The organism is Streptomyces sp. NPDC058650, assembly GCF_042717315.1.
Classification (GTDB): domain Bacteria; phylum Actinomycetota; class Actinomycetes; order Streptomycetales; family Streptomycetaceae; genus Streptomyces.
The window spans coordinates 171,737-195,042 of the sequence record NZ_JBHXRL010000010.1 but is presented as its reverse complement, the minus strand read 5'-3'; the positions used below and the strand labels follow the sequence as shown (position 1 = coordinate 195,042).

At 70.9% G+C, this 23,306-nt stretch carries 19 protein-coding genes and 1 pseudogene; 7 read left to right on the top strand and 13 right to left on the bottom strand.

Annotated features, from left to right (window positions below; all coding sequences use genetic code 11):
* Positions 1-23: 23 nt before the first annotated feature.
* Together ACFWWU_RS20185 and ACFWWU_RS20180 are read right to left on the bottom strand one after the other, a co-directional pair.
* A complete protein-coding gene (locus tag ACFWWU_RS20185; protein WP_384147139.1) occupies positions 24-791 on the bottom strand; it encodes a LuxR C-terminal-related transcriptional regulator in 768 nt (255 codons plus the stop codon).
* A 31-nt stretch (positions 792-822) separates the two neighbouring features.
* Positions 823-2,544, bottom strand: coding sequence for an amidohydrolase (locus tag ACFWWU_RS20180; RefSeq protein ID WP_384147137.1), 1,722 nt, complete (start codon positions 2,542-2,544; stop codon positions 823-825).
* A gap of 249 nt (positions 2,545-2,793) precedes the next feature.
* Here ACFWWU_RS20180 and ACFWWU_RS20175 point away from each other — a divergent pair.
* Positions 2,794-3,074 (top strand): annotated as a pseudogene (locus ACFWWU_RS20175) (hydroxyacid dehydrogenase); the annotation flags it as partial.
* Between the two features lie 37 nt (positions 3,075-3,111).
* On the opposite strand, the gene ACFWWU_RS20170 reads toward ACFWWU_RS20175, so the two are convergent.
* From ACFWWU_RS20170 to ACFWWU_RS20160, 3 genes are all read right to left on the bottom strand, one after another.
* Entirely contained in the window at positions 3,112-3,714 is a 603-nt protein-coding gene (locus tag ACFWWU_RS20170) for a GPP34 family phosphoprotein (protein WP_384147135.1), read from the bottom strand.
* A 194-nt stretch (positions 3,715-3,908) separates the two neighbouring features.
* Positions 3,909-5,513, bottom strand: coding sequence for a hypothetical protein (locus tag ACFWWU_RS20165; RefSeq protein ID WP_384147133.1), 1,605 nt, complete (start codon positions 5,511-5,513; stop codon positions 3,909-3,911).
* A 353-nt stretch (positions 5,514-5,866) separates the two neighbouring features.
* Positions 5,867-7,375, bottom strand: coding sequence for a DUF4246 domain-containing protein (locus tag ACFWWU_RS20160; protein ID WP_384147131.1), 1,509 nt, complete (start codon positions 7,373-7,375; stop codon positions 5,867-5,869).
* 263 nt (positions 7,376-7,638) lie between these two features.
* On the opposite strand from ACFWWU_RS20160, the gene ACFWWU_RS20155 reads away from it, so the two are divergent.
* Entirely contained in the window at positions 7,639-8,130 is a 492-nt protein-coding gene (locus tag ACFWWU_RS20155; RefSeq protein WP_384147129.1) for a MarR family winged helix-turn-helix transcriptional regulator, read from the top strand.
* A gap of 89 nt (positions 8,131-8,219) precedes the next feature.
* On the opposite strand, the gene ACFWWU_RS20150 is transcribed toward ACFWWU_RS20155, so the two are convergent.
* From ACFWWU_RS20150 to ACFWWU_RS20135, 4 genes are all read right to left on the bottom strand, one after another.
* Positions 8,220-9,860: an SDR family oxidoreductase gene (locus ACFWWU_RS20150; RefSeq protein ID WP_384147127.1), complete on the bottom strand. Its 1,641-nt coding sequence runs from the start codon at positions 9,858-9,860 to the stop codon at positions 8,220-8,222.
* A gap of 3 nt (positions 9,861-9,863) precedes the next feature.
* A complete protein-coding gene (locus ACFWWU_RS20145; protein ID WP_384147126.1) occupies positions 9,864-10,745 on the bottom strand; it encodes an oxygenase MpaB family protein in 882 nt (293 codons plus the stop codon).
* Between the two features lie 98 nt (positions 10,746-10,843).
* The gene (locus ACFWWU_RS20140; protein ID WP_384147124.1) at positions 10,844-12,961 is read right to left on the bottom strand and encodes an MMPL family transporter; all 2,118 of its coding nucleotides are present in this window, start codon (positions 12,959-12,961) and stop codon (positions 10,844-10,846) included.
* Positions 12,962-13,213: 252 nt separating this feature from the next.
* Complete coding sequence (locus tag ACFWWU_RS20135; protein ID WP_384147122.1) at positions 13,214-13,894, bottom strand: TetR/AcrR family transcriptional regulator; 681 nt, start codon at positions 13,892-13,894, stop codon at positions 13,214-13,216.
* Positions 13,895-14,143: 249 nt separating this feature from the next.
* Between ACFWWU_RS20135 and ACFWWU_RS20130 the strand changes: the two genes are divergently transcribed.
* Both ACFWWU_RS20130 and ACFWWU_RS20125 read left to right on the top strand, forming a co-directional pair.
* Entirely contained in the window at positions 14,144-15,982 is a 1,839-nt protein-coding gene (locus ACFWWU_RS20130; protein WP_384147120.1) for an ABC transporter ATP-binding protein, read from the top strand.
* On the top strand, positions 15,979-17,694 hold the full coding sequence (locus ACFWWU_RS20125) for an ABC transporter ATP-binding protein (RefSeq protein ID WP_384147118.1): 1,716 nt from the start codon (positions 15,979-15,981) through the stop codon (positions 17,692-17,694). The genes ACFWWU_RS20130 and ACFWWU_RS20125 overlap by 4 nt, the downstream gene beginning before the upstream one ends.
* Before the next feature lie 145 nt (positions 17,695-17,839).
* Here the strand turns inward: ACFWWU_RS20125 and ACFWWU_RS20120 are convergent, their stop codons facing one another.
* Complete coding sequence (locus ACFWWU_RS20120; RefSeq protein ID WP_384147116.1) at positions 17,840-18,388, bottom strand: TetR/AcrR family transcriptional regulator; 549 nt, start codon at positions 18,386-18,388, stop codon at positions 17,840-17,842.
* Between the two features lie 178 nt (positions 18,389-18,566).
* Here ACFWWU_RS20120 and ACFWWU_RS20115 point away from each other — a divergent pair, with 178 nt between their 5' ends.
* Both ACFWWU_RS20115 and ACFWWU_RS20110 read left to right on the top strand, forming a co-directional pair.
* Positions 18,567-18,977, top strand: coding sequence for a nuclear transport factor 2 family protein (locus ACFWWU_RS20115; protein WP_384147114.1), 411 nt, complete (start codon positions 18,567-18,569; stop codon positions 18,975-18,977).
* Positions 18,978-18,982: 5 nt separating this feature from the next.
* Entirely contained in the window at positions 18,983-19,447 is a 465-nt protein-coding gene (locus tag ACFWWU_RS20110) for an anthrone oxygenase family protein (RefSeq protein ID WP_384147112.1), read from the top strand.
* 132 nt (positions 19,448-19,579) lie between these two features.
* Here ACFWWU_RS20110 and ACFWWU_RS20105 read toward each other — a convergent pair whose 3' ends face one another.
* From ACFWWU_RS20105 to ACFWWU_RS20095, 3 genes are read right to left on the bottom strand one after another with little or no spacing between them, the layout of a single operon-like run.
* Positions 19,580-20,914: a radical SAM protein gene (locus tag ACFWWU_RS20105; RefSeq protein WP_384147110.1), complete on the bottom strand. Its 1,335-nt coding sequence runs from the start codon at positions 20,912-20,914 to the stop codon at positions 19,580-19,582.
* A gap of 37 nt (positions 20,915-20,951) precedes the next feature.
* The gene (locus ACFWWU_RS20100; protein ID WP_384147108.1) at positions 20,952-21,707 is read right to left on the bottom strand and encodes a class I SAM-dependent methyltransferase; all 756 of its coding nucleotides are present in this window, start codon (positions 21,705-21,707) and stop codon (positions 20,952-20,954) included.
* Positions 21,708-21,745: 38 nt separating this feature from the next.
* On the bottom strand, positions 21,746-22,231 hold the full coding sequence (locus ACFWWU_RS20095; protein ID WP_384147106.1) for a MarR family winged helix-turn-helix transcriptional regulator: 486 nt from the start codon (positions 22,229-22,231) through the stop codon (positions 21,746-21,748).
* 446 nt (positions 22,232-22,677) lie between these two features.
* Between ACFWWU_RS20095 and ACFWWU_RS20090 the strand changes: the two genes are divergently transcribed.
* Entirely contained in the window at positions 22,678-23,223 is a 546-nt protein-coding gene (locus tag ACFWWU_RS20090; RefSeq protein ID WP_384147104.1) for a hypothetical protein, read from the top strand.
* Positions 23,224-23,306 lie beyond the last annotated feature (83 nt).

Here is a 23,306-nt window from a genome sequence, read left to right as displayed (position 1 = left end):
ATCCGTGAACCCGGCGGCTCGCGTCATGGGGAGGGTTGGATTCCCCAGGCGGCGGCCCGGGCGGCGGCGGCCGCGCGGTTGGGGAGATCGAGCTTGGCGAGGATGTGCTCGATGTGGGTACCCACGGTGCGCGGCGTGATGTACAGCCGTTCGGCTATCTCCCGGTTGGTGCGGCCGGCCGTCAGCTCGGCGAGCACCTGGAGCTCCCGCGGGGAGAGCCCGCCCGGCCGCCGCGCTCCCCCGGCGGGGGCGGCGAGCTCTTGGGACGGCGCGGCGGCGCGGGAGTCGACGGCCGCGGCGAAGGCCTCGGTGAGCAGGGTGACCACGGCGCGCGCCGGATCGGGCGCGCGCCGTGGTCCGCGGGTGCTGACGTTGAGCATGCCGACGTACCGGCCGTCGGCGGCGAAGAGGCACTGGGCCACGCCGTCCTCGATCCCGAGGGGGCTCAGCACCTCCTGGAAGCCCGGCGACGCCGCGAGGAGCCGCCGGGGGACGTCCCTGAGCCAGAGCCCGCCCCGGTCCGGGCCGCGGAGCACGGGGAACACCGGGTCGTGGTGGAGGCGGGTCTCGATGTAGGCCGTGGCGTCGTCCGGGTAGCTCCCCGCCAGGGTGGTGTGGCACTGGCGCAGGGGGTCCCAGCGGGCCAGGGAGGCATGGTCGTACGCGATCACCTCGGACAGCGCGGCCAGGACCGTGTCGACGCCGGCCGCCCCGCTCGTGGCGCTTCTGGCGGCCGCACGGACGTGGACGGCCGCGTCCAGGATGTCCGTCGTGCTCCGCCGCGCCGCCATCCCCCCAGGATGATCATCTGCCCGGAATACGTCAATCGCGCAGGGTGTCGTGCACGACACGTCCGTCCATGACGGTGAGGACGACGGGCATGTCCGGGATGTCGTGCGGGTCGGCGGTGAGCAGGTCCCCGTCGAGTACGCAGAGGTCGGCGGCCTTGCCGGGCTCCAGGGAACCCTTCCAGTCGTCGGCGAAGTCCTGCCAGGCCGCGTCGATGGTGTACGTACGGATCGCCTCGGCCAGTCCGATGCGCTGCTCGGGCCCGCTGACCCGGCCGGTGGCCTTGGACTCGCGCAGCATCATGGTGGCGATGCCCTGGCGCCAGTCCGGGTGCGTGACGGGGGCGTCGGATCCGCTCGCGACCCGCACGCCGGCGTCGAGGGCGTCGCGGTAGGGCCAGGCGTACGCGGCGCGTCCGGTGCCGACGAACTCCTCCTCCATGTCGGCGACGGTCCACTTGATGGTGGGGTTCATGTTGACGCCGAAGCCGTGCGCCGCGAGGACCTTCATGCTGTGCGCGGTGAGGAAGTCGCCGTGGATGACGTAGTGGCGCGCGTCGGGCCTCGGGTGTTCGGCCGCGGCGGCGGCGAAGGCTTCCGCGACGGTGTCGCCGGCCCGGTCGCCGGTGACGTGAACGCCCAGCTGGTACCCGGCGGCGTGGGCGTGCCGGATCATGGCGCCGATCTCGGCGATCCGGTCGGCGTCGGTCTCGCCGCCGACGCAGAGGGAGCCGCAGCCGCCGCCGACGTACGGCTCGTGCATCCAGGCCGTCTTGTTGGGGACGATGCCGTCGCCGAAGATCTTGACCCCGTGGATCGCGAGGCGGCGCGGATCGGCGTCGCCGGACTCGCCCGACGCGCCGGGTCCGCCGATGGCGGTCAGGGTGCGGGCGAACTCCTCGGCGGTGCTCGCCATTCCGGTGGGCAGGAGCAGGACGCCGACGCGGGCGGTCAGTTCGCCGTCGGCGAGCAGCCGGCGGTAGACGTCGAGGGTCTCCCCGCCGAGCGCGCCCCGCATGATGCCGTCGCCGCCGGGGCCGAGCCCGGGCTCCGTGTAGCTGGTCACGCCGAGCCCGGCGAGCGTGGCGAGGGCCGACCTGATCGCGTCGGTCCGCTCCTGGCGGCTGAGCGGCGGCAGCGCGTTCTGGACGAGGGCCTGCGCGCCCTCGTGGAGCAGCCCGGTCGGCTCCCCGGTCTCGTCCACGACGACGGCCCCGCCGGGCGGGGCGACGGTGTGCCGGTCGATCCCGATGAGCTCCAGCGCCTTGGAGTTGACCCAGGTCGCGTGCCCGGAGAAGGAGTAGAGGACGACGGGGTGGTCGGGGCTGACGGCGTCGAGGTCGTGCAGCGAGGGCTGCCGCGACGGGTCGGCGACGCACTCGTCGAGGTAGCCGGTGTCCCAGCCGTGCCCGGTGATCCACTGCCCTTCCGGAGCCCGTCCGACGGCTTCCCGTACGACCTCGGCCACGTCCGCGAGGGAGGACACGGCGGGGTGGGCGACGTCGAGGGAGAGCGGCGGCGTCGCCATGCCGAAGGCGCATCCGTGCAGGTGGGAGTCGTTGATGCCGGGAAGCAGCGTCGCCCCTCGCAGGTCGACGACGCGGGTGTCGGGGCCGACGAACGGCGCCACGTCGTCCCGCCCGCCGACGGCACTGATGGTCCCGCCGGTCACCGCCAGGGCCGAGGCGACGGAGAACTCCGCGTCGACGGTGACCACCCGTCCGCCGAGAAACACCAGATCCGCGTACGTGTCCACAGAAGGTCCTTTCCACCACCGGGCGCACCACGGCCGCCCGCCAACGATCTCCCGAGGACTATCGCCGCGCGCCCGCGCCCCGCACATCGGTCATTCCACCGATACGCGCGGCGAGGACCGGGGCTCGACAGCAAGGATGGCACCGTGCGCGCGGAGGTCTTCGGCGTGGGCGCGGACGGCGGCCGCAAGGAGAACACCGCGGCAGACGTCCCGGCGGGAGACGTTCCGACGGGAGGGGGCGGCCGGCGGGACCGCGGCCTCGCGGTGTCGTCGGCCGCCGCGCAACGCCGTTCCCGTCGCCGAGTACACGGTCGCCGCGATCCTCTTCGCCAACAAGCGGGTCCTGGACATCGGCGGTCTCCACCGCGACCACCGTGCCGCTCTCGACTGGTCCGGGCTCTATCCGGGGTTCGGCAACCACCGGCGCACCGAGGGCGTGGTCGGCGCCTCGCTCGTAGGGCCGCAAGGTCCTCGAACCGCTGCGGCCCTACGACCTCGACCTGCTGCTCCAGGTGCCTGCAGGCCCTGCCGACGGCACCGTGTCGCTGATGTCGACCCGAACCCGACTCAGCCGCGCCAGAGGTTGGCGAAGGCCGAGTTCTCGATGGTCCGTCGCTGGCGTACGGCCTCCAGTTCCATCACCGCGTCGTGGACGGCGGCCACCACGGCCGTCGCCGCCTCGTCGTCGAGGCCGGGCTCGTCGTCGGACCGTGCGTCGCCGAGGCCCAACGCCGAGGCGAGGGCGGCCAGGACGGGTTCCTTCTCCTCCCAACGGTCGGCTGCCCGGCGGCGGCCGGGCGAATCGACCGGTTCCACGACGTGCGGGCCCAAGGACAGCCGGCCGCTTCGCTTCCGCCTCAGCTCACCGTCCTCCTCCAGCACGGCCTGGTACGCGGCCGAAAGGTCTCGGCCCCGGCGCCACAGCCAGTCCTCGATCCGCTCGTGGGGCGGCTGCCGAACGAGTCCTGCCGCGGCCTCGCCGAGGAGCCGATCGTCGAGCGTCGGCGACCCGTCCGGCTGAAGGTGATCGCCGTCCACGGTGACGGCTCCGGCGCCGACGAGATCGATGAGCTCGGCTCCGGCGAGCGCGAGCGACAGGTCACCCTGTCCCACGGCATGCTCCGGCCTCAGGTCTATGGCGATGATGAACAGGTCTTTCGCCGTGGTCATGAACGGCTCCCCTCGAAGACATCGACAGAGGTGCATCCCCACCGCCCCACCGGCGGGGCGAGTGTCACGAGCAGTATCGCCTCCGCCCGTGCGAGGGGTGGGGCACACTGCGCCGGGTGATGGCCTGTGGGAACGCCTCGCCCGCATGACCGTCTGAGCGCGCGGTCGGCGGTCGGCGGGCTGTCAGAGTCGGGCTACGGGGCGTCCAGCTGAGCCTTGCTGTGGGCGTAGAGAACGCGCTCGCACACGAGGCCCAGGCACTTCGCCGACGCGCCGTCTTCAAGGGCCTCGGCGTTCACCGCCGGACCGTAGTGCTCGGATACCGACCACAGGCGCTGCGCGCCGCGTTCGTAGTAGAGGTCTTCGGCACCCGTGGCGGTCTTGATCGCGCTGCCGTTGGACACCAGCTCACCGTTGCTCCACCGGTAACGCCACAGGTTGCCCGGATCGTTGTGACCGGCGCTCTGGTTGACGTACAGCTTCTCGCCCATCGCCAGTGCACCCTGGGCGCCGCCGTTCGTCATCGGCAGGTAGTTGGCCCAGCCTTGGGCCGCCACCTCGCCGGAACGGTTCTCCAGGGCCTTGACGGGGAACGAGGCGATCCGGCCCGGCGACGGGTAGCCGCTCTCGGGACGGCAGTACTCGCCCATGATCAGCCGGTCCGGGGTCGTGCTGCGGTCGAGCGACAGGTAGGACGCCTTCGGGGCGCCCGTGCTGACACACTTGAACGAACCCGAGGGATTGGACTGCGGGGCCTTGAACTTCCAGGCCGCCACCTGCGGCATCACATAGCGGTAGCCGAAGCTGTACCAGACGTTGTTGTGACGGCCGGCCTTGGTCTTCACCTCGACGTTGGACGTGGTCTTCACCCCGTCGGTGTCCGCGCCCATCTGGTCACCGGCCTTGCCGTCCCCGTTGGGATCCAGGTCCATGATCTTCTCCATGTCGAAGATCCGGATGCCGTTGCGGGTGTCGGCGACGTAGAGATAGTGGCCGTACCAGACCATGCCGCCTGCGTGCAGGCCGTTCTGCATGTCCTTGTTCGGGTCCGGAACCGTCGAGCCCTCGGCGGCGTGCACTCCGTCGAAGGAGACGTGGTCGGAGTTGTTCATGTACGCCCAGCCCAGCAGCACATGGCGGTACTTCACCGTGCCGTCGGCACGGCGCTGCACGAAGGAGACCCGCACACCCTTCTGGTTGCAGGCATCGTTCGCCTCCAACTCGTCGGGGTTGCAGTCGCCGACCTCGTTCTCGTTGCTGTCGCGGCCCGGGTCCCAGTTGTCGTAGGACGCGTAGAGCTGGATGTTCGTGTCGTTGCCGACGCCGTACTGCTCGTTGTCCGCGGCGTCCGAGACACCGGTCATGGCCTGCGGGATCCACTCGCGCGAGGTCGAGTCGTCGTTCTCCAGGCACCACTTGAGGGCCGGAGCGGGCGCCGAGCCGAACGGGTCGCGGGTGCACGACGTGTCGACGGTGCGATTGGCGTCGGCAAGGAGCTTCGACACGCCCGACTTGGGCAGTACGCCGTCGAGGCGGGCGACGCGTTCGGCGGTCGTCCCGTTCATCGCGCCGGCCTGCAGGGTGAAGTCCGAGGGGTCGGCCTTCCCGCCGGGGCTGGTCCACGCCATGGCGCCCAGGGGTGCCGCATCGCTCACCGTCGCCTGCGGTTCCTGGTGCCACGAGTCGGGCGACGGCGGCGGGGTCTCCTCGGCGTGGGCCGGGGCCGACAGACCCGTCAGTGCCAGCGAGACCGCGGTGGTGGCCGTCAGCCACGCCCGGCGCACTCGGACGTGGGACAAGCGTGGGGACAAGCGTGGGGACATGCGTGGGGACATGCGTATTGCCTCCGTTGTTTGCTACTGCGACAGCTGAATCGAACGAAGGCTTTCAGGACGCTTGTACGGATGGCAAGGGCGATCGGCGGGTCAACCACCCCGCCTGAACGGGATGTGGGGTGTTGTCCCGGAACCTCCGATTCCGGGACAACGGATCTGGCCGTGCGGTGGCGGGTGACCGGCCGGCGCACAAGCGACCGCCATATTTGCTGGAGCCAACAGCCCATGGCGCCCGCGGCGGCTCCGCCGGAAGCTGTGAGACCTGACCCACCGCGCGCTCAGATCTGATTCCGCAGGTATGTGCGGACAGAAGAGGTTCAGTGCTCGCAGAGGGAGAACTCTCGCTCGTAGAGCTGCTCGTTGTGTTCGTCGACGAAGAACTTGCGTTCCCGCATGAGTTGTTCGCGGTAGTTCTGGGCCTGTTCAAGCGTCATGGTCGAGGTGTCGGACCACGGTTGCTGCGGTGGCACATCGGATGTCGAGACGATCTTTTCCGACGGGTCGACCAGGAAGAACGCGAGAATCTTGCGGTGGCCCGGGCGGGTGGGGTCCGTGAGGCGGAACGAGCCGACGCGGTGCTGCAGGATGTTCGGGAACGCCAGGCAGCGGCCCGCCGGCGTCGACGTCGATCCCAGCGTCTGGTTCAGTGCGTCTTCGTTCTCCAGGCCGTAGACCTCACGCAGACCGTTGTCGTCGTTCTGTTCGTAGTGCGGGTCGTCGAGTACCGCCCGGAAACTCAGCCGGCTCTCGGTGATGTTCTCGCTGTCCCAGTAGTAGATGCCGGTCGAGACGATCCGCTCGTTCAACATCCCCTCGACGTGCCAGGAACCGCCGGTGTACTCGGGCTTGTCCGGGGTGAGATGAATGGTGGCGAGCTTGACGATGACCTGGAGACCGCGGCCGCGCAGGTCGACTCGGGCGGATTCGTCGGGCAACTCGGGCGGGGTGAAGGCCGGGGCGTCCGGGACGACCGGGCGACGGTTCTCCCACCAGTCGTCCTGGGCCTCTTCCCATGCGGTGACGGCTTCTTCGTAGGCCGCGTCATCACTGTAGGAGGATTCGTCCGGATGCTCCGGCTCCGAGTCGTACCACCCGTAGGGATCGGCCTCGATCCGCAGGGGCCGCGGATGGCGCAGATCGGTGAGCACGTTCTCCAGGAGCGGACGCATGCGCGCGAACACGTCCGGCAGGACGGCGGCCAGTTCGTGATGCGCCTCGGGGTGGACGTTGTTGACGTACGAACGGAAGGCGACATCGCCGTCGTCACTGACCTCGACGTCCGTGGGCAACCACTGGAACTTCTCCGAGAACTCGTGCTTCGAGTAGTGATTCGTCGGGTTCAGCCAAGCCCGCTCGGGCGCGCCGCTCGCCTCTCTCACCAGACAGAACAGTGAGGGATGAACCAGATCCAGTACCTGCCCGTCGGATCCGGGATGCCAGTCCTGCTCTGCCTCGGGGGCCTGCTCCAGAACCCGAACAGCCTCGCGCAGCCGGGATCGGAGCTTGTCGTCGACCAGTGTGTCCGACTGCCATACCCCGTCGACGGCGGACACCTCGACGCCGGATCGTCCGTCCCGCAGCCCGGCGTAGTGCACGAGTTCGGCAAGCACGTAACGAACCTGCGCCTCGGTGAGGCCCTGGGCGACTGCTTCCCGCGTCCATTTGGCGACGATGTCGGCATCGTTCATCTTGTCGAACCACCCTGGCTTCGCCCGAATGTGCGCGCTGCACTGCATCATCTGAAGTTCCCGCAGCGTTCGGGGTTTCGCCAACGAAAGGGAACGGGAAGCGTGAAAGGGCAGCGGGAAGGCAGACAGGCCGGTCAAGTCTCGTGGTCCCTACAGTCGGTGTGCGGTGGCGGGAAGGATAGCTCAGCGGACTGACACCCCGTCGGCCCGTCCTCCACCTCCCAGCGCGGGCCGACCACGCCGGCCAAGGCGCCGTCGCCTACGCCCGCCTCCCGCTCCAGGTCCCGCTGATCGTCTGGGTCCGGAAGGCCGCCGCGCCTCGGCGCCGAAGACCGGCCCCGAGGTGCGCCGGGCCCGCAGCCGTTTCGTCCTTGGACCGTCCCGGCGCATAGGCTGATCGTGTGGCCAGCACTGATGACCGAGACAGGACCGCGCCCCCCGGCGGGGCGCCGGGTGACCTCCAGAATTTCGCCGTCGCCCTGCGCCGCACGCACGGGGAGATCAGCAGGCTCGTCCACGGCTTCGCGCTGGCCCAGGGCCTGCACCCGACCGACGTGCAGGCGCTCGGCATCATCCTGGACAGCCCGGAGCCGCTCACACCCGGTCGGCTGCGCGAGCATCTCGGACTGACGTCCGGGGCGGTCACCGCCTGTCTCGACCGGCTGGAGAAGGCCGGTCACGTCCGCAGGTCCAGGGACAGCGCGGATCGCAGAGTGGTGCACGTGCACTACGTGGAGGGGGCGAGGGCGGCCGCACGCCGCTACTTCCTCCCGCTGGCGGAGGCCACCTCCCGAGCCAGAGGGCGCTTCGACGACGAGGAGCTGGCCACGGCGCTGCGGTTCCTCACCGCGCTCAACGAGGAACTGGGAGCCCTTCGGGCACCCGGCCGCTGACCCCCTGAGCCGCGGGTGCGCCGGAAGCGCCCCAGGCCGTCGGCGAGCGTCACGATCGGGTAGGGATCACTCCCGCGTGGGCGGGGCCGTCACGGCCGCCGCCGGGTCCCTGCCCCTCCCCCACCGGACCCTCGCTCACCGGTCCCGTCCGCCGCGGCCGTGCGGTCGGGACCTCCGCCCGTGACGCCGGGCGCTTCCCGCGTACGCCTGGACGCGTGCCCCGCGTCGGCGGCTTCCTCCGCGGCTCGGGCCATCCTGCGGGCCATGCCTCCGAACACGATGGCGTGGAAGGGGGAGACGCTCCACCAGTAGAAGTGCCCGGCCAGCCCCCGAGGGTGGAACAGGGCCCGCTGCCGATAGCGCGACCGGCCGGCTCCGTCGTCCTCCACGCGCATCTCCAGCCAGGCGAGGCCGGGCAGCCGCATCTCCGCCCGGAGCCTGAGCATGCTCCCCCGCTCGATCTCCTCCACCCGCCAGAAGTCCAGGGCGTCGCCCACCCGCAGGCGGGCCGCGTCGCGGCGGCCTCGGCGGAGCCCGACCCCGCCGACGAGGCGGTCGAGCCAGCCGCGCAGGGCCCACGCGAGCGGGAACGAGTACCAGCCGTTCTCCCCACCGATCCCTTCGACGACCCGCCACAGGTCCTCGGATCCGGCGGCGACGTCCCGTTCCCGTTCGTCGGTGTACAGGCTGCCGCCGGCCCAGTCGGGGTCGGTGGGCAGCGGGTCGCTCGGTGCTCCGGGCATCGAGGCGGAGGACCAGCGGGTGACGACCTGCGCGTCGCGCACGCGCTGCAGGGCGAGGGCGAGGGCCCGTTCGAAGGGCACGGGGGACCCGGGTGGGTCGGGCACGTGGTCGGCGATGTCGTGCTCGGCGCACACGACCTCGTGGCGCAGGGACTCGGCGAGCGGCCGGGCCAGGGCGGCGGGCACCGGTGTGACCAGTCCAATCCAGAGGCTGGACAGGCGTGGGGTGAGCATGGGGACGGGCAGGATCAGCCTGCGGGGCAGCCGGGCGACGGAGGCGTAACGCTCCATCATCTCCCGGTAGGTGAGGACGTCGGGGCCCCCGATGTCGAAGGTCCGGCTGACGTCCGCGGGCATCCGCGCGCTGCCGACGAGGTAGCGCAGGACGTCACGGACGGCGATGGGCTGGACGCGGGTGCCGACCCAGCTGGGGGTCACCATGACCGGGAGCCGCTCGGTCAGATAGCGCAGCATCTCGAACGACGCGGAGCCGGAACCGATCACGACGGCGGCGCGGAGCACGGTCGTGGGCACCCCGGAGGCGAGCAGGATCCGGCCGACTTCGTCCCGGGAGCGCAGGTGCGGGGAGAGTTCCTCGTTCCGCATGCCTGCGGGGGTGAGTCCCCCGAGGTACACGATGCGGCGGACCCCGGCGGCCCGTGCCTCCGCCGCGAAGGTTCGGGCGGCGTGGCGGTCCTTCTCCTCGAAGTCCTTCCCTGAGCTCATGGAGTGCACCAGGTAGTAGGCCACGCGCACGTCGCGCAGGGCGGGGCGCAGGCCGGCGGCGTCGGTGACGTCGCCGCGGACGACCTCGACGCGGTCCGCCCAGGGATGGTCGCGGAGATGCGCGGGCGTGCGTGCCAGGCAGCGGACGGCGTACCCCGCGTCGAGCAGTTCCGGCACGAGCCGACCGCCGATGTAGCCGCCGGGACCGGTGACCAGGCACAGCTCGCCTGTCGCCGGGATGCTCCGTGGACGCGTCGGCATGACTCACATCCCTCCTTGAGCGGGTGGAACGGGCGGAGTCACCCAGCGGATCGCCGCGATGACCGCACGGCCGCCGGGACGGGCCGCGGGCAGCAGGATCCGCGTCGCGTACGGCACGTCCAGAGACGCTCGCGCCCAGGCGGGCAGCAGCTCGACTGCCGCGGCCGCCAGGAAGGCGTACGGAATCCTCGCCGCGACCGGCAGCGGCGGATGTGACAACAGGTAGCGTGTCGCCGCGCGGGACTCCGGGGTGGCTCGAAGATCCGGACGGTACGCGGCGAGGCGTGCCGTCAGCCCGGCGACGGTTTCGGGAGGACGCTCGACGCCGAGCCGGGACGCGACCCGGGCCATGTCGGCCACGTACCCGTCCTGCCCGGTCGGATCGAGCGGGCGTCGGCCGTAGCGTTGGTGGGCTCTCAGGAAACAGGCCACTTCCGCGATGTGCACCCAGGTCAGGAGACGGGGATCGGACGCGCGGTACGGCACCCCCTCGGACGTGCTCCCTTGGACCCGCTCGTGCACGCTGCGTACCCGCTCCACGGCTCGCTCGGCGTCTTGGCTCAGCCCGAACGTCGTGACCGCCAGGAACGTGCTGGTGCGCTGGAGCCGGCCCCAGGGATCTCCCTGGAAGTCGGAGTGGGCGGCGACCGCCGCCATGGCCACGGGGTGCAGCGACTGGAGCAGCAGGGCGGCAAGGCCGCCGACGTACATCGAAGCGTCGCCATGGACGACGCGCACGGGGCGTTCGGGTCCGAACCAGCGCGGTCCGGGCGGGCCATGGATCCGGGCACGTTTGTCGCGCGCCTGAGGGCCCGCGACCCGGTACAGCAGTGCTTCACCGGACCGCTTCCGCAGCTCGCCGACGAACGCACCAGGTGAGCGCATGACTCCATTATCCCCGTATCTCCGCTGGGCTACTGAGCGCTGGGGACGCCGGCCCCCGGGAACACGATCAGCGCACACGAACGCCCCCGAGCAGGGACCTACGTACCGGCCTTCTCGGTCTGCCTGCCGGGATCCCGGCGGCTGAGCTCGCCCGGCCACCAGGCCGTCGGCCCGATGTCCCGCACCAGGGCGGGGACGAGCAGGGAGCGGACGACCAGGGTGTCGAGAAGGACGCCGAAGGCGACGATGAAGGCGATCTGTGCCAGGAACGCGAGGGGGATGACGCCGAGGGCGGCGAAGGTGGCCGCGAGGACCACGCCCGCCGAGGTGATGACGCCGCCGGTGGCCGTCAGCCCGCGCAGCACGCCCTCGCGGACTCCGTGCCGCAGCGATTCCTCCCGTACGCGGGACATGAGGAAGATGTTGTAGTCCACGCCCAGCGCGACCAGGAAGACGAACCCGTACAACGGCACCGACGAGTCCGTGCCGGTGAAACCGAGGACGTGCCGGAAGACGAGCGAGGAGATCCCGAGCGTCGCGAGGAAGTTGAGGGCGACGGTGGCCACGAGCAACACCGGCATCAGGAGCGAGCGGAGCAGGCCGACGAGGATGACCAGGATGATGGCCAGCACCACCGGCACGATGAGGGTCCGGTCCCGCTCGGCGGTGCGCTGCGTGTCGTACTGCTGGGCGGTGTAGCCACCGACGAGAGCATCGGCTCCCGGGACGGCACGCACGGCCTCCCGGAGGCTGACGACCGCCTCCTTGGCCGCCACGCTGTCCGCCGCGTCACTCAGGGTGACATCGAGCCTGACCCTGCCGTCGACCACGAGCACGGCGCCGGCGCCCGGCCGACCGGCAACGGTCACCGGGGTGGCCGAGTCGACTCCGTCGGTGGCCTCGGCCGCCGCGGTCACGGCAGGCAGCGCCGCGGCGTCGGCGATCACCACCGCCGGATTGCCCGAGCCGCCCGGGAAGTGGCGGCCCAGGGTCTTCTGGGCGGCGACGGACGGCGCGTCGTTGACGAAGATCTCGTCGAGCGGCACGCCCCGGGACTCCAGCGTGGGGGCGAAAGCGGCACACGCCAGCAGACCGCCGAGGGTGATCACCCACACCTTGCGCGGCGCCCGGTCCACGAGGCTCGCCACCCGCCGCCACAGGCCGTGGCCGCCGCTTGCCGCGTCCGCCGGCCGGGGCTTGGCCGGCCAGTAGGCGGCGCGGCCCAACAGCACCAGGACGGCGGGCAGGAAGGTGAGCGCGCTGAGGACCGCGCAGACGATGCCGATGGCGCCGACCGGCCCGAGTGCCCGGTTGTTCGTCAGATCGCTGAAGAGGAGGGCGAGAAGACCGAGGGCCACGGTGGCCGCGCTGGCCGTGACGGGCCCGACCGACTGCCTCAGGGCAGCGCGCATGGCCGGGACACGGTCGCCCTCGTGCGCGGCGAGCTCCTCGCGGTACCGGACGGCCAACAGCAGCGCGTAGTCGGTGGCGGCGCCGATGACGAGGATCGACAGGATGCCCTGGACCTGACCGTCCACGCGCACGATGTCGTGGTCGGCGAGCACGTAGACCACGGCACACGCCAGGCCGAGCGCGAACACCGCCCCGAGGATGATCACCAGAGGAAGCAGCACGCTGCGGTAGACGAGCAGCAGAATCAGCAGGACGGTCACCAGAGCGACGACGAGCAGGAGACCGTCGATCCCGGCGAAGGCGTCACTCAGGTCGGCCTGGGTCGCGGCCGGACCCGCGAGCTGCGCCGTGGTGCCGGGTACCGTCCCGGCTGCCGTGGTCACGGCCGCGAGGGCCGTGGGCAGCTCGTCCCCGAGATCGGGCCGCAGCTGCACGACACCGCTCAGCGCCAGACCGTCCTTCGACACGAGGGCCGGGGACGGCGTCCCCACGATCCCCGGCTGTCCGGTCATCGATGCCAAGGCCTGGGTGGCCGCGGCCTGCTGGGCCTTGCCGAGCTTCCCTCCTTCGGAGCCGGCCGTCCACACCACGATCGCGGGCAGGGTCTCCTCCTGGCGGAACGCCTTCCGGGCCTCGACGACCTGGGTGGATTCCGCACTGCGCGGCAGGAACGCGGCCTGGTCGTTGGTGGCGACCTCGCCGAGTTTGCCGGCGTACGGGCCCAGACCGCCTCCGATGGCGAGCCAGGCGATGAGGAGGGCGAGGGGCAGCAGACGTCGGACCCATGGGGTGGACGAGAGCATGGGGGCTCCAAGGCAGGGGAAGTTACTTCAAACCGAAAACTCTCAATGATTGAGATAGATTATCCATGCGCCCGAGCGGTGCCGCACACATCTCCCCGAAGTTCCCCCTGGCCGCGGCGAACGGATGCACCGAACGCGTCACCCGGTACGTGAGCGCGGTGGCCGTTGCCTGCCGCACCGGGCCGCGGTCCGCGCTCGTCCCCGCAGCCCGCGCTCCTCCCCGCAGCCCGTACCCCTCCCCGTTGCCCGCGCTCAGGCGATGCCCCGTGGGGTGGCTTGCGCGAGCAGCCCGTCGACGAAGGTGCGGAGCGCCTGAGGGTAGATGTCCCGTGCGGCCAGCGCTGCCCACCGGACGCCGATGGCGGCCAGGTGGGGCACCTGGGACGGGTCCAGGTCGTCGCGGTAGGCGAAGGGCGCGCCCTCGGCCTGCCGACGGGCGGAGTGGGCGCGGACCAGGACCTCGCCGACGGTGAAGTACCAGATGCCGCGGAAGACGTCGACGCTCTGCTCGGGCGTGCATCCGTGGTCGGCGGCTCCGGCCACGATGGCTTCGACCATCCACATCGCGGATTCGTCGAGGAGTCCGACGAACCCGTCGGCCGAGAGGACTTCCGCTGCCCATGGCCAGGCCGCGAGGGCGTCGTGCAGAGCGGTGGCGGCCGCGACGATGCGCTCCCGTGGGTCACCGGGCAGTTCGGGGCGTCCCACCTGCTCGATGTGGTGATGGAGCAGGAGGAGCAGCAGGTCGTCCTTGTTCCGGATGTGGTGGTACAGGGTCGTCGCCCCGATGCCGATCTCGGCGGCCAGACGGCGGATCGTCAGCTTCTCCCAGCCGTGCTCATCGATGAGCCGGCGGGCGGCCACCAGGATCTGCGCACGGGAGGTCAGGGGTGGCCGGCCGGTGCGGCCGTGCGGTGCGGGCGCTCGGGACATCGTCCCATCATGCCGCCCGCCGACCTTCGCCTCGCCACGGGTGCGGATTCAGCCTTCATGTTCACGACGGCCCGTCCCGTGCTACTTTCGGAACACGTTCGGAAAGTCAAAGGGCAGTGAGGCAAACGGAGTTCGCGATGCCGAAAGCCTCGGGTGCTCGGCCAGGGCTCACGCCGGCAGCAGTGACCCTCGTGCCGTTCCGCCGCCCGAGCGGCACGGTCGAGGCAGATCGACGAAGACAGGGGGACCATGACCACCACCGACCTCGCCAAGGCTGGGGAGCAGTCCACAGCACCACCCGATGCCGATTCCGTGGCCGGGCAGAACACGGCCGGGCTGCTGCGCCCCTACTACCGGAGCTTCGCCGCCGTGGTGATCCTGCAGGTCGTCGGCGCCCTCGCGGGGCTGATGCCGCTGCTGGCGGTCGTCGAACTGGGGCGCACACTGCTGGCGTCCGGCCCGATCGATCACGGTCATGTCTGGACCGTCGTGATCGCGGGGGCGGCCGGCCTGTTCCTTCGGCTCCTGTTCACGGCCGCGTCGTCAGGTATCGGGCACATCGTCGACGGCCAGGTGCAACTGACGCTCCGCCGGCAACTGGCCGCGCGGCTGGGACACGTACCGATCGGCTGGTTCTTCCGGCGCCGGACCGGCGAGCTGGCGAAGGTGGTGGGGGAGGACGTCAGCGCCGTCCACCCGTTCATCGCCCACACTCCCGGCGAGCTCGTCTCCGCCTTCGTGGTTCCGCTGACGTCGCTGATCTACCTGTTCACCATCGAATGGCGGCTCACACTGATCACGCTGATACCGGTCGTGCTGGCGGTGGCGCTGGTCCCCCTGATGATGACGCCGACCCGGCTGCGCGAGCAGGAGGAGTTCGACGCCGCCATGGGAGACATCTCGAGTTCCGTCGTCGAGTTCGTCCAGGGCATCGCCGTGGTCAAGGCGTTCGGCGCGTCCGGGCGCGCCCATCGCAGGTTCCTCACAGCGGTGGACGGTTTCGTCGGCAGCTTCTTCCGGATGGTGCGCGGTCTCGCCGGGATCGCCGCCGGGATGCAGGTGGCGCTGTCACCGCCGTTCGTCCTGCTCGTCATCCTGATCGGCGGTACGGCTCTGATCACCACCGGCGGCATGGCTCCGGCCGACCTGCTGCCCTTCCTGCTGCTCGGACTGGGCCTGACCGCGCCCGTGGCGGCCCTCGGCCACGGCTTTGACGACATCCAGGCCGCCCGGCGCGCGGTCGGCCGGATCCGGGACGTCCTCGCGGTGCAGTCGTTACCGGAGCCCGCGCGCCCGGTCGCGCCACGGGGCCACCGGGTGGAACTGCGTGACGTCCGATTCGGGTACGAGGCCGATCACGAGGTCCTGCGCGGGATCGATCTGGTGCTGGAACCGGGGACCACCACCGCGATCGTCGGTGCGTCCGGAAGCGGAAAGTCCACGCTGGTCCAGCTGTTGCCGCGGTTCTTCGACCCGACCCACGGTTCCGTCGTCCTCGGCGGTGTCGACCTGCGTGAGCTCGGTAGCCGGCAGCTCTACCGGACCGTCTCCTTCGTCTTCCAGGACGTCCGCCTGCTGCGCGCGTCGGTCGCGGACAACATCGCGCTGGCAGTACCGCACGCCGACCTCGACGACGTGGTGCGCGCCGCCCGGCTGGCGAACATCCACGAGCGGATTCTCGAGCTGCCCCGCGGATACGAGTCGGTGATCGGTGAGGACGCCGGTCTGTCGGGGGGCGAGGCGCAGCGCATCGCGCTCGCCCGCGCGCTGATCGGCGACGCGCCCGTTCTCGTGCTCGACGAGGCGACCGCCTTCGCGGACCCGCAGACCGAACAGGCGGTTCGCCGGGCACTGGCGACGCTGGAGGGCGACCGGACGATCCTGGTCATCGCACATCGCCTGGAGACGATCGCCGACGCCGACACCGTCGTGATGCTGGACAACGGGTCGATCGTCGAACACGGCAGTCCGTCCGAACTCCTGGCGCGGAACGGGAAGTTCGCCGCGTTCTGGCAATCCCAACGGTCGGCGCTCGCCGACCGGACCGAAACCGACGGTGACGTGCCGCAGGGAGGCGAGCCCCGATGATTCGCATGCTGCTGCGCGTGCTGGGCCACGAGTACGCCCAGCCGGTGCGTCGCACCGTGGCCCTGATGACGACGACCGCGGTGGTCGAGGGTCTGTCCTGCGCACTGCTGGTTCCCGTACTGCGTGCGCTGTTCGGGGGTACGCCTGATGACGCCTGGCCCTGGCTGATCGCGTTCGGGGTCGCGGTCGCGGTCTACGCGGCACTGCGCTTCGTCAGCGACCGGTCCGGCTTCCATGCCGGGACCACGCTGTTGCGCGGCACGTACCACCGTCTCGGCGATCATCTGGCCCGACTGCCCATCGGCTGGTACGACGCGGGCCGCCTCGGAGAGGTGTCCGTCCTGGCCGGCCGCGGCGTCCTCCAGGCGATGGGCGTGATCGCGCATCTGCTGGCCCCGTTCATCTCCGCCTGCGTGACCCCCCTGACGATCGTCGTCGTGATGCTGGCCTTCAACTGGCAGATGGGTCTGGCCGCGTTGGCCGCCGTACCGATCGTGGCGGCGATCCAGATCCGGACGGGACGCTCGATGGCCGCCACCGACGCGGAGCGACACGAACGCGACCACGAGGCCACCGGACGGGTCATCGAATACCTCCAGGCCCAGCCGGTGCTGCGCGCCGGTGGCCGGACCGTCGAACGCTTCCGGGTGCTCGACGACTCGCTGCGGGAAGTCCAGGCCGCGTCCCGCCGTTCCACACTGTCGGCGCTGCCCGGCGTCGTGGGTTCGACGCTCGCGGTACAGATGACGTTCACCGCCTTGCTGGCCCTGGGCGCCTACCTCGTGCTCGGCGGGAACATCGGTGCGGCCGAGGTCTTGGCGATCCTGGTGCTTGCCGCCCGCTGCGCGGATCCGCTGCTGTCGCTGGCGGACATGGGTGGCCAGATCCGCGGCGCACGTTACGAGCTGGCGAGGCTCGACACGGTATTGCGCACCGAGCCGCTGCCGGAAGCCGACGAACCGGTCCAGCCGGTCCGCCATGACCTGGAGTTCGCGTCCGTCGCCTTCCGGCACGGCGACCGCACGGTGATCGACGACCTGTCGTTGTCCTTGCCGCAAGGACAACGGCTCGCCGTGGTCGGACCCTCGGGTTCCGGCAAGAGCACCTTGCTGCAGTTGATCGCGCGGTTCTACGACGTGGACGCGGGCGCGGTACGGGTGGGAGGTGTCGACGTACGCGCGATCGACTCCGCGGTGCTGATGGCGCGGATCGCCATCGTCTTCCAGGACGTCTACCTCTTCGACGGCACGATCGAGGAGAACGTGCGTCTCGGCCGCCCCGACGCCGACGAGGCCGAGGTGCGGGCGGCAGCGACGGCGGCGCGGCTGGACGAGGTGATCGAGCGGCTGCCCGACGGATGGTCGACGCGTGTCGGCGAGGGCGGCGCGAGACTGTCGGGTGGTGAACGCCAGCGCGTCTCGATCGCGCGAGCGCTGCTGAAGAACGCGCCCATCGTGCTCCTGGACGAAGTGACCTCCGCACTGGACCCGGTGAACGAGGCAGCCGTCCATGAGGGCATCGAACGTCTGATGGCCGGCCGGACGGTGGTGATGGTCGCGCACCGGATGCGGACCGTCCGACGCGCCGATCGCGTCGTCTTCCTGGACGGCGGCCGGATCGTGGAGGAAGGCAGCCACGACGAACTACTGCGCCACGGCGGCCGCTACGCCGATTTCTGGAACATCTCCCTGACACCGGCAGCGACTGAATGAGTCGGCAGTCGGCGATGTCGTAGGCGGGCACCGGGGAAACAGCCCCCGGGTGGTCCCGAAAGCGATCGAGGGGCCGTTTCAGACTGCTCTGCGACGGCCCCTCGATCTACGACTCTTGCTGGAGTGGCCCGGCCCCCTCCGGTCCTCAGCACCGTCGACCAGCCGCCGGAGGCCGCGCTCCGAGCACGCCGAACGTGGCGGCACGGAGGCATTCCGCCGCCTCGGGCACGGCCATCCGGCCCGCGCCGACCTCGTCACCGGCGGCGTGCCCCAAGGCCGTCACCGCAGCCGCCAGCCAGCCCGCGGGCGGGGCGGGGTCGAACTCCCCCGCCGCCTGGCCCTTCTCGATCAACCGTGTCAGCCGCGCGGCGACGGGCTGGTGCCGCGCCCTGTCCGCCTCGGCGTCCACCGGGACCCGGCCGACCTGGATCAGCACCGGGTTCTGCTCGAACAGGCGCCATCCGATCTCCTGGAGCCTCAGCAGCGCGTCCAGCGCGGGGCCCTCGTCGAGCCCCGCCGCGTCCATCGCCGCCATGGCCTCGTCCGTGACGCGGTCGGCCGCGGCCTCCAGGAGCGCGTCGCGGGTGCCGAAGTGCGCGTAGACGGTCTGCCGGGTGACACCGGCGGCGTCCGCGATCGCGGCCATGCCGGCGTCGGGCCGCTCGGCGAGCAGCCGGACGGCCGCGTCGAGCACGGCGACTCGGCTGCGTTCGGCATCCGCCCGGCGGCGAGACCGAGCGCGCGACGGACTGTCCGGGACCTCGGAAGCAGACAACTCTTACACCCTTGTCAGAAATAACTCCTCCCGCATATCTTACAAGGGCGTAAGACATAAGGAGCGGGGTGCGCACCCGCCCGACGGCCGGAGCGCCATGAAACCTCCCTCCACTCCACCGCCCGAGCAGTTCGTCGCCGACTTCTTCACCACATTCACCGAGGCCGTCGTGCACGGCTCGGACGATCCCGCCGACCTCATGGCCAGGTTCTACACCCGGGACGTCATCCAGGTCGCCGATGGCGTACGGCTCGACTGGGACCGGCTTCTCGCCCACCTCCGCCCTGTCCGCAGGAACCTGACCGGCTTCCGGTTCGAGGTGCACGAGGCGCTGCTGGACGGCGACAGGATCGCGACCCGCTTCACGGTCCACGCCCGGATGCGCAAGGGCGGGCCGGTCTCGACCCTGGTGCATATGTTCGCGGAGTTCACACCGGACGGCCTGCTGCGACGAGCCGAGCAGCTCACGCGCGCCCTCACCCCTGCCGACCCCCAGCCCCAGAGGTAGCCCGGATGCGCATCCGACTCACGCAAGGCATCGCACTCCTGGCCACGGGCGCCCTCGCGGGCGCGTTCGGCTACGGGGCCGCCAACCTCGTACCCACCTTCGACGCCGTACCGCTCGAGACGCGACTCGCCTTCCATGCCGAACTCATGAAGATGAACGGCATCACCATGCAAGGCGCCATGGGGCTGTCCGTGCTGAGCGCCACGGCACTCGCCGTGATGACCCGCGGCAGGACACGACTCCTCGCCGCCGGGGCAGGACTGCTGGCCCTGGCGTCCTTCCTGATCACCCGGCTCGGCAACGTCCCCATCAACGGCCGCATCAAGGAATGGGCAGCCACCTCGGCACCCGCCGATCACGCGCAGATCCTGAACCAGTGGGAGGCGTACAACTACGCCCGCACAGCGACCGCGTTCGCCGCGTTCGCCCTGCTCATCTTCCTCACCCTGCGCCGGGAACACACCGAATAGGCCGCGGGGTCACGCCCTCCGCGGCGCCCGGCCCGTCGACGGCTCGCCCGCAGCGAGCAAGCGGAGCCTGGTTGACGAGGCGGGCCGAGCTGTCGGCCACCGCGATGCCGCCGGCTGTGCGCGGCAGAGCGGCTAGGGGGTGTCCGACTCGAGTCCCTCCAGGCTGTCCATGAACGAGCTGACGGAGAACACCGCACGACCGGGACCGGCCGGTCCGTAGCCGGGCGGGGAGTTCAGACCGAACTCCTCCAGCGTCGCGCGGTAGGTCTCCAGCAGACGGATGTGGTACTCGAGCGGTGCGCCCAGCGGGTTGGCCTTGCCCAGCGGGGTCGTGGGTTCCGGGCACCAGGTGGTGAACCGGGGGACGACGCCGTTCGCCATGAAGAACCGCAGGCCCTCGGCGGTCGACTCGATCGCCTCGCTCACCTTGGTGAAGCCGAACGGCTCCGCCATCTCGATGCCCGCCACGAAGTTGGGGATCACGTTGCGGGGCCCGAACACCTCGGTCGAGTCCAGGATCCTGCGGTGCCACTCGTCGCGGCCGACGTAGCGTTCCTTGCCCGGGCAGTGGAGCTGGAACAGCCTGCGGTCCCACACCTCGAAGTTGGGGTGGTAGATCCGGATTCCGTAGTCGTGGAAGCGCTGCACGGCGTCGCGGGGCAGCGCCTGCGCGACGACCTTGCCGGTCCAACGGCCCGGGAAGCGCTCCTCGATGGCCTTCGCGTAGTGGCCGTAGAAGTCCGCCTCGTCGCGGCCCGCGACCTTCGAGGTGATCGAGCCGCCCGTGAGGGTGTACGCCCGGGAGGTCCCCGCGGTGTCGTAGCGGTCGATGATCTCCAGGGCCTCCAGTACCTCCTCCACCGGCTTCACACCGGTGTACGGGCGGCCCGCCGCCTTGTGCTGGCGCCAGTTGTGGTTGATGTCGCAGAACTGGCACTCCTCCTTGGCGCCGAAGTACTGGCACACCCGGAAGACCGTCAGGTAGATGAGGTAGCCCCACTGGATGGTGGGCGCGACCTCCATCACCGACTTCCCGTTGGACAGCTGGTGCCGGTAGTACTCGGGCATCGGCGGCAGGCCGACATCCGCGATCCGTACGCCGTCCAGGTACAGGCCGAGCGCGCCGTCCTCGCCACCCCGCACGGTGTACGGGGAGTCGGGATTGACCCGGACGGACACGACGGTGCGGCGCAGATCGTAGGAGCCGCCGGTGAGCACGATCTCCTCGGGCGGGCGGTTCAGCGCGGCGGCGCCGAGCTCCGGCAGAGTGCGATGGTCGAAGGAGAAGATGAAATACGACTTCGGCTTGACATCGCCGGAGGCCCCGTCGGCGGTACCGCTGAGCGCGGACTCGTCGAAGGCCATGCCGCCGCGCAGCAGGTCCTCCTTGATCACGGCTTCCCGTGGCACGTGCGGGAAGCGCCCCATCAGGTCCTCGATCAGCGCGGTACGGCTCTGGCTCTCCACGTGCTCTCCTCGTGAAACGGTGGGTGGGTCGTTCTGCTCACGGTCGACGGGCGTGCAGCACGCGCATGCCCCGGGGGCCCGCGGCGTCGTGGGCGATCTCCAACCCCACGGCACGGCATCGGGCGGACAACCACTCCGCGCCGATGCGCAGCTTGGGGTAACTGCTCGCCCGCATCGACCACTGTCCGTCCGTGCGGGTGTGGAGCAGGTCGTGGACCATGACGGTCTCCTCGTCGCGGTACTCGAGGAAGCACGTCAACAGGTGGTTCTCGTCGCTCCGCACGGGAAGGAAGCGGTCGGTTCCCTGGAGCGGCCGGGTGAGGTCGCGGTACGTGATGACCAGGTGGCCGCCGGGCGCGAGGGCGTTCCGAGCGTCGCCCAGCAGCGCCACCACGTCGGACGCGGCGGGGAGATGCGGGAGCGTGTCTCCCATACAGACGACGACGCCCGCCGTTCCCGGGGCGGCGACGTGCGGCAGCGCCGTACGGATGTCGGCGAGCACCGGCCGGACCGGTGACCGGTCGCCGGCGTGGCGGGCGAGTTCGTCGAGGAGTTTCCGGCTCGTGTCGACGGCCGCGACGGACCGGAAGCCGAGGCCGGCCAGCGCCAGGGACTGGGCGCCGGACCCGCAGCCGAGGTCGACGGCCACGGCGTGGTCGAACGCGTCGGGCGAGACGCCGAGACCGCGGAGCAGCGCGGACTGTTCCTCGGCCAGCGCGGCGATATCGCCGCCGAGCATCCAGGTGTACCGGTCTGCGAGGAGGTCTTCGTAGTGCTCGGTCGCTGTTGCCATGGGAACTCCCTGGGTGAGGGGGAAAGAGGGTCGGAGCGTCAGCCCGCCGCTTCGTCGGCCTCCGCGGTGCGGACCCAGTCGGCGAGGTCGGCGAGGTGGATGTTGGCCCGGGCGGCGTCGAGTTCGGTGCCGAGCGCCGACCGATAGGTGGAGGTGGCCTCCGCGTACCGCCGGCGCCCCGCCTCGGTGATGGCGGCGGTCACGGCGCGCCCGTCGCCGGACCCGGAGGTCCGCTCGGTCAGCCCCTGGCCCTCGAGGCGGGCGATCAGCCGGGTCACCGAGCTGTCCTTCATCCCGATGCGATCGGCCAGTTCACCCATCCGCAGCGCACCGCCGGTCTCGGGCCGGCTCAGCGCGCACATGGCCCGGTACTCGGACAGCGGCAGGGCGTGCCGCCGGCGCAGCACCTCGTCGAGCCGGCGCTCCATCCGGCCCAGCAACCGCACCGCCATGCACCAGCGTTCGTCCTCGGCGTCGGTGGCGGGCGAGGAGTCCGGCACCGTGTGCTCCTGGGGCGCATCCATGAAGGACAGCCTATCTGCTTGTACAAGCAAGGACACAAGTCCGGTCGTCGACCCGGCCGGTGCGACGGGCGACGAGGGACAAGGGCGAGGGTGAGGGCGAGGGGCGAGAGTGAGGGCGAGCGTGCGCAGGTCGACGGCCGGCGCATCGCCAGGCCGCGGCAGCCGAGATCCTTGCGCATGCGGCTCCTCACCTGCCGGAACGTGGGCGAGCCCGCTTGAGTCGTCCCTCCGTCCGTTCACATCACCTCCTGCGCGTCGCCGCCGTCGTAGCCGCGTTCACGGACGCGCCCGGACGGCCGTGAGAACGCGAGAAGACTGCCGGAATCCGGCAGTGAACAACTGCGCTGTTCCGTGGCACCATCCGTGAACCGACGGAGCGAGTCAGTGCCGTCCGGCGACGGAACCATCGAGATCGCCGACCAAGACCAAGACGAACCGGGGGCACGGTGAGAAGCAGCGCCAAGATCCACGCAGGGACACAACTCGCTCTCGCCACCGCCGGGCTTCTCGCCGCGGCGCTGGCCACCGCGCCGCTCCTCCCGCCCTTCGCCGACGAGTGGCTCCTCCTCGGGATCGGCATCGTTCTGCTGGTGCCCCTCCACGTGGCGACGCTCATCCGCGGCATCGCCGTCGGGCTCCGCGCCCGGGGCTTCGCGAGCAGCAAGGCGAACCAGTGGCGTGCCCTACGTTCCCTGCCCCGCCGGGTCCAAGGGCTGCTCGCGGCTGTGGGACTGACCGGGCTGGTGCTGATCATCCATGCCGGAGCGGACGCCTCCTCCCTTCAGAACACCGACACCGTCCGAGGCCGGTACTTCGCCATCGACACCTCCGACCCCCAACGCCAACGGATCGAGATCAGCAGGAGCGAGTCCGAAGCGCTGCAAAAGGAGGACCAGCAGGTCGCGTTCGCGGCCTACGCCCTCGTCGCGACGGTCGGTGCCGGTCTGACGCTCGTCCTCGCGAGGCTCGACAGCTGGGCGGGCAGGTCATGACACCCGGGCAGCGCGCGCGAGGCCCACAGCAGCGCGAAGCTCCTGGTGGCTGCGGGCGATCTTGGTCGAGAACCCGTCCACCA

Coding starts and splice junctions, on each gene's coding strand:
- ACFWWU_RS20130 (WP_384147120.1), top strand. CDS start 14,144: ATGACCACCACCGACCTCGCCAAGGCTGGGGAGCAGTCCACAGCACCA.
- ACFWWU_RS20125 (WP_384147118.1), top strand. CDS start 15,979: ATGATTCGCATGCTGCTGCGCGTGCTGGGCCACGAGTACGCCCAGCCG.
- ACFWWU_RS20095 (WP_384147106.1), bottom strand. CDS start 22,231: ATGGATGCGCCCCAGGAGCACACGGTGCCGGACTCCTCGCCCGCCACC.
- ACFWWU_RS20100 (WP_384147108.1), bottom strand. CDS start 21,707: ATGGCAACAGCGACCGAGCACTACGAAGACCTCCTCGCAGACCGGTAC.
- ACFWWU_RS20140 (WP_384147124.1), bottom strand. CDS start 12,961: ATGCTCTCGTCCACCCCATGGGTCCGACGTCTGCTGCCCCTCGCCCTC.
- ACFWWU_RS20170 (WP_384147135.1), bottom strand. CDS start 3,714: ATGACCACGGCGAAAGACCTGTTCATCATCGCCATAGACCTGAGGCCG.
- ACFWWU_RS20150 (WP_384147127.1), bottom strand. CDS start 9,860: ATGCCGACGCGTCCACGGAGCATCCCGGCGACAGGCGAGCTGTGCCTG.
- ACFWWU_RS20110 (WP_384147112.1), top strand. CDS start 18,983: ATGCGCATCCGACTCACGCAAGGCATCGCACTCCTGGCCACGGGCGCC.
- ACFWWU_RS20145 (WP_384147126.1), bottom strand. CDS start 10,745: ATGCGCTCACCTGGTGCGTTCGTCGGCGAGCTGCGGAAGCGGTCCGGT.
- ACFWWU_RS20115 (WP_384147114.1), top strand. CDS start 18,567: ATGAAACCTCCCTCCACTCCACCGCCCGAGCAGTTCGTCGCCGACTTC.
- ACFWWU_RS20185 (WP_384147139.1), bottom strand. CDS start 791: ATGGCGGCGCGGCGGAGCACGACGGACATCCTGGACGCGGCCGTCCAC.
- ACFWWU_RS20135 (WP_384147122.1), bottom strand. CDS start 13,894: ATGTCCCGAGCGCCCGCACCGCACGGCCGCACCGGCCGGCCACCCCTG.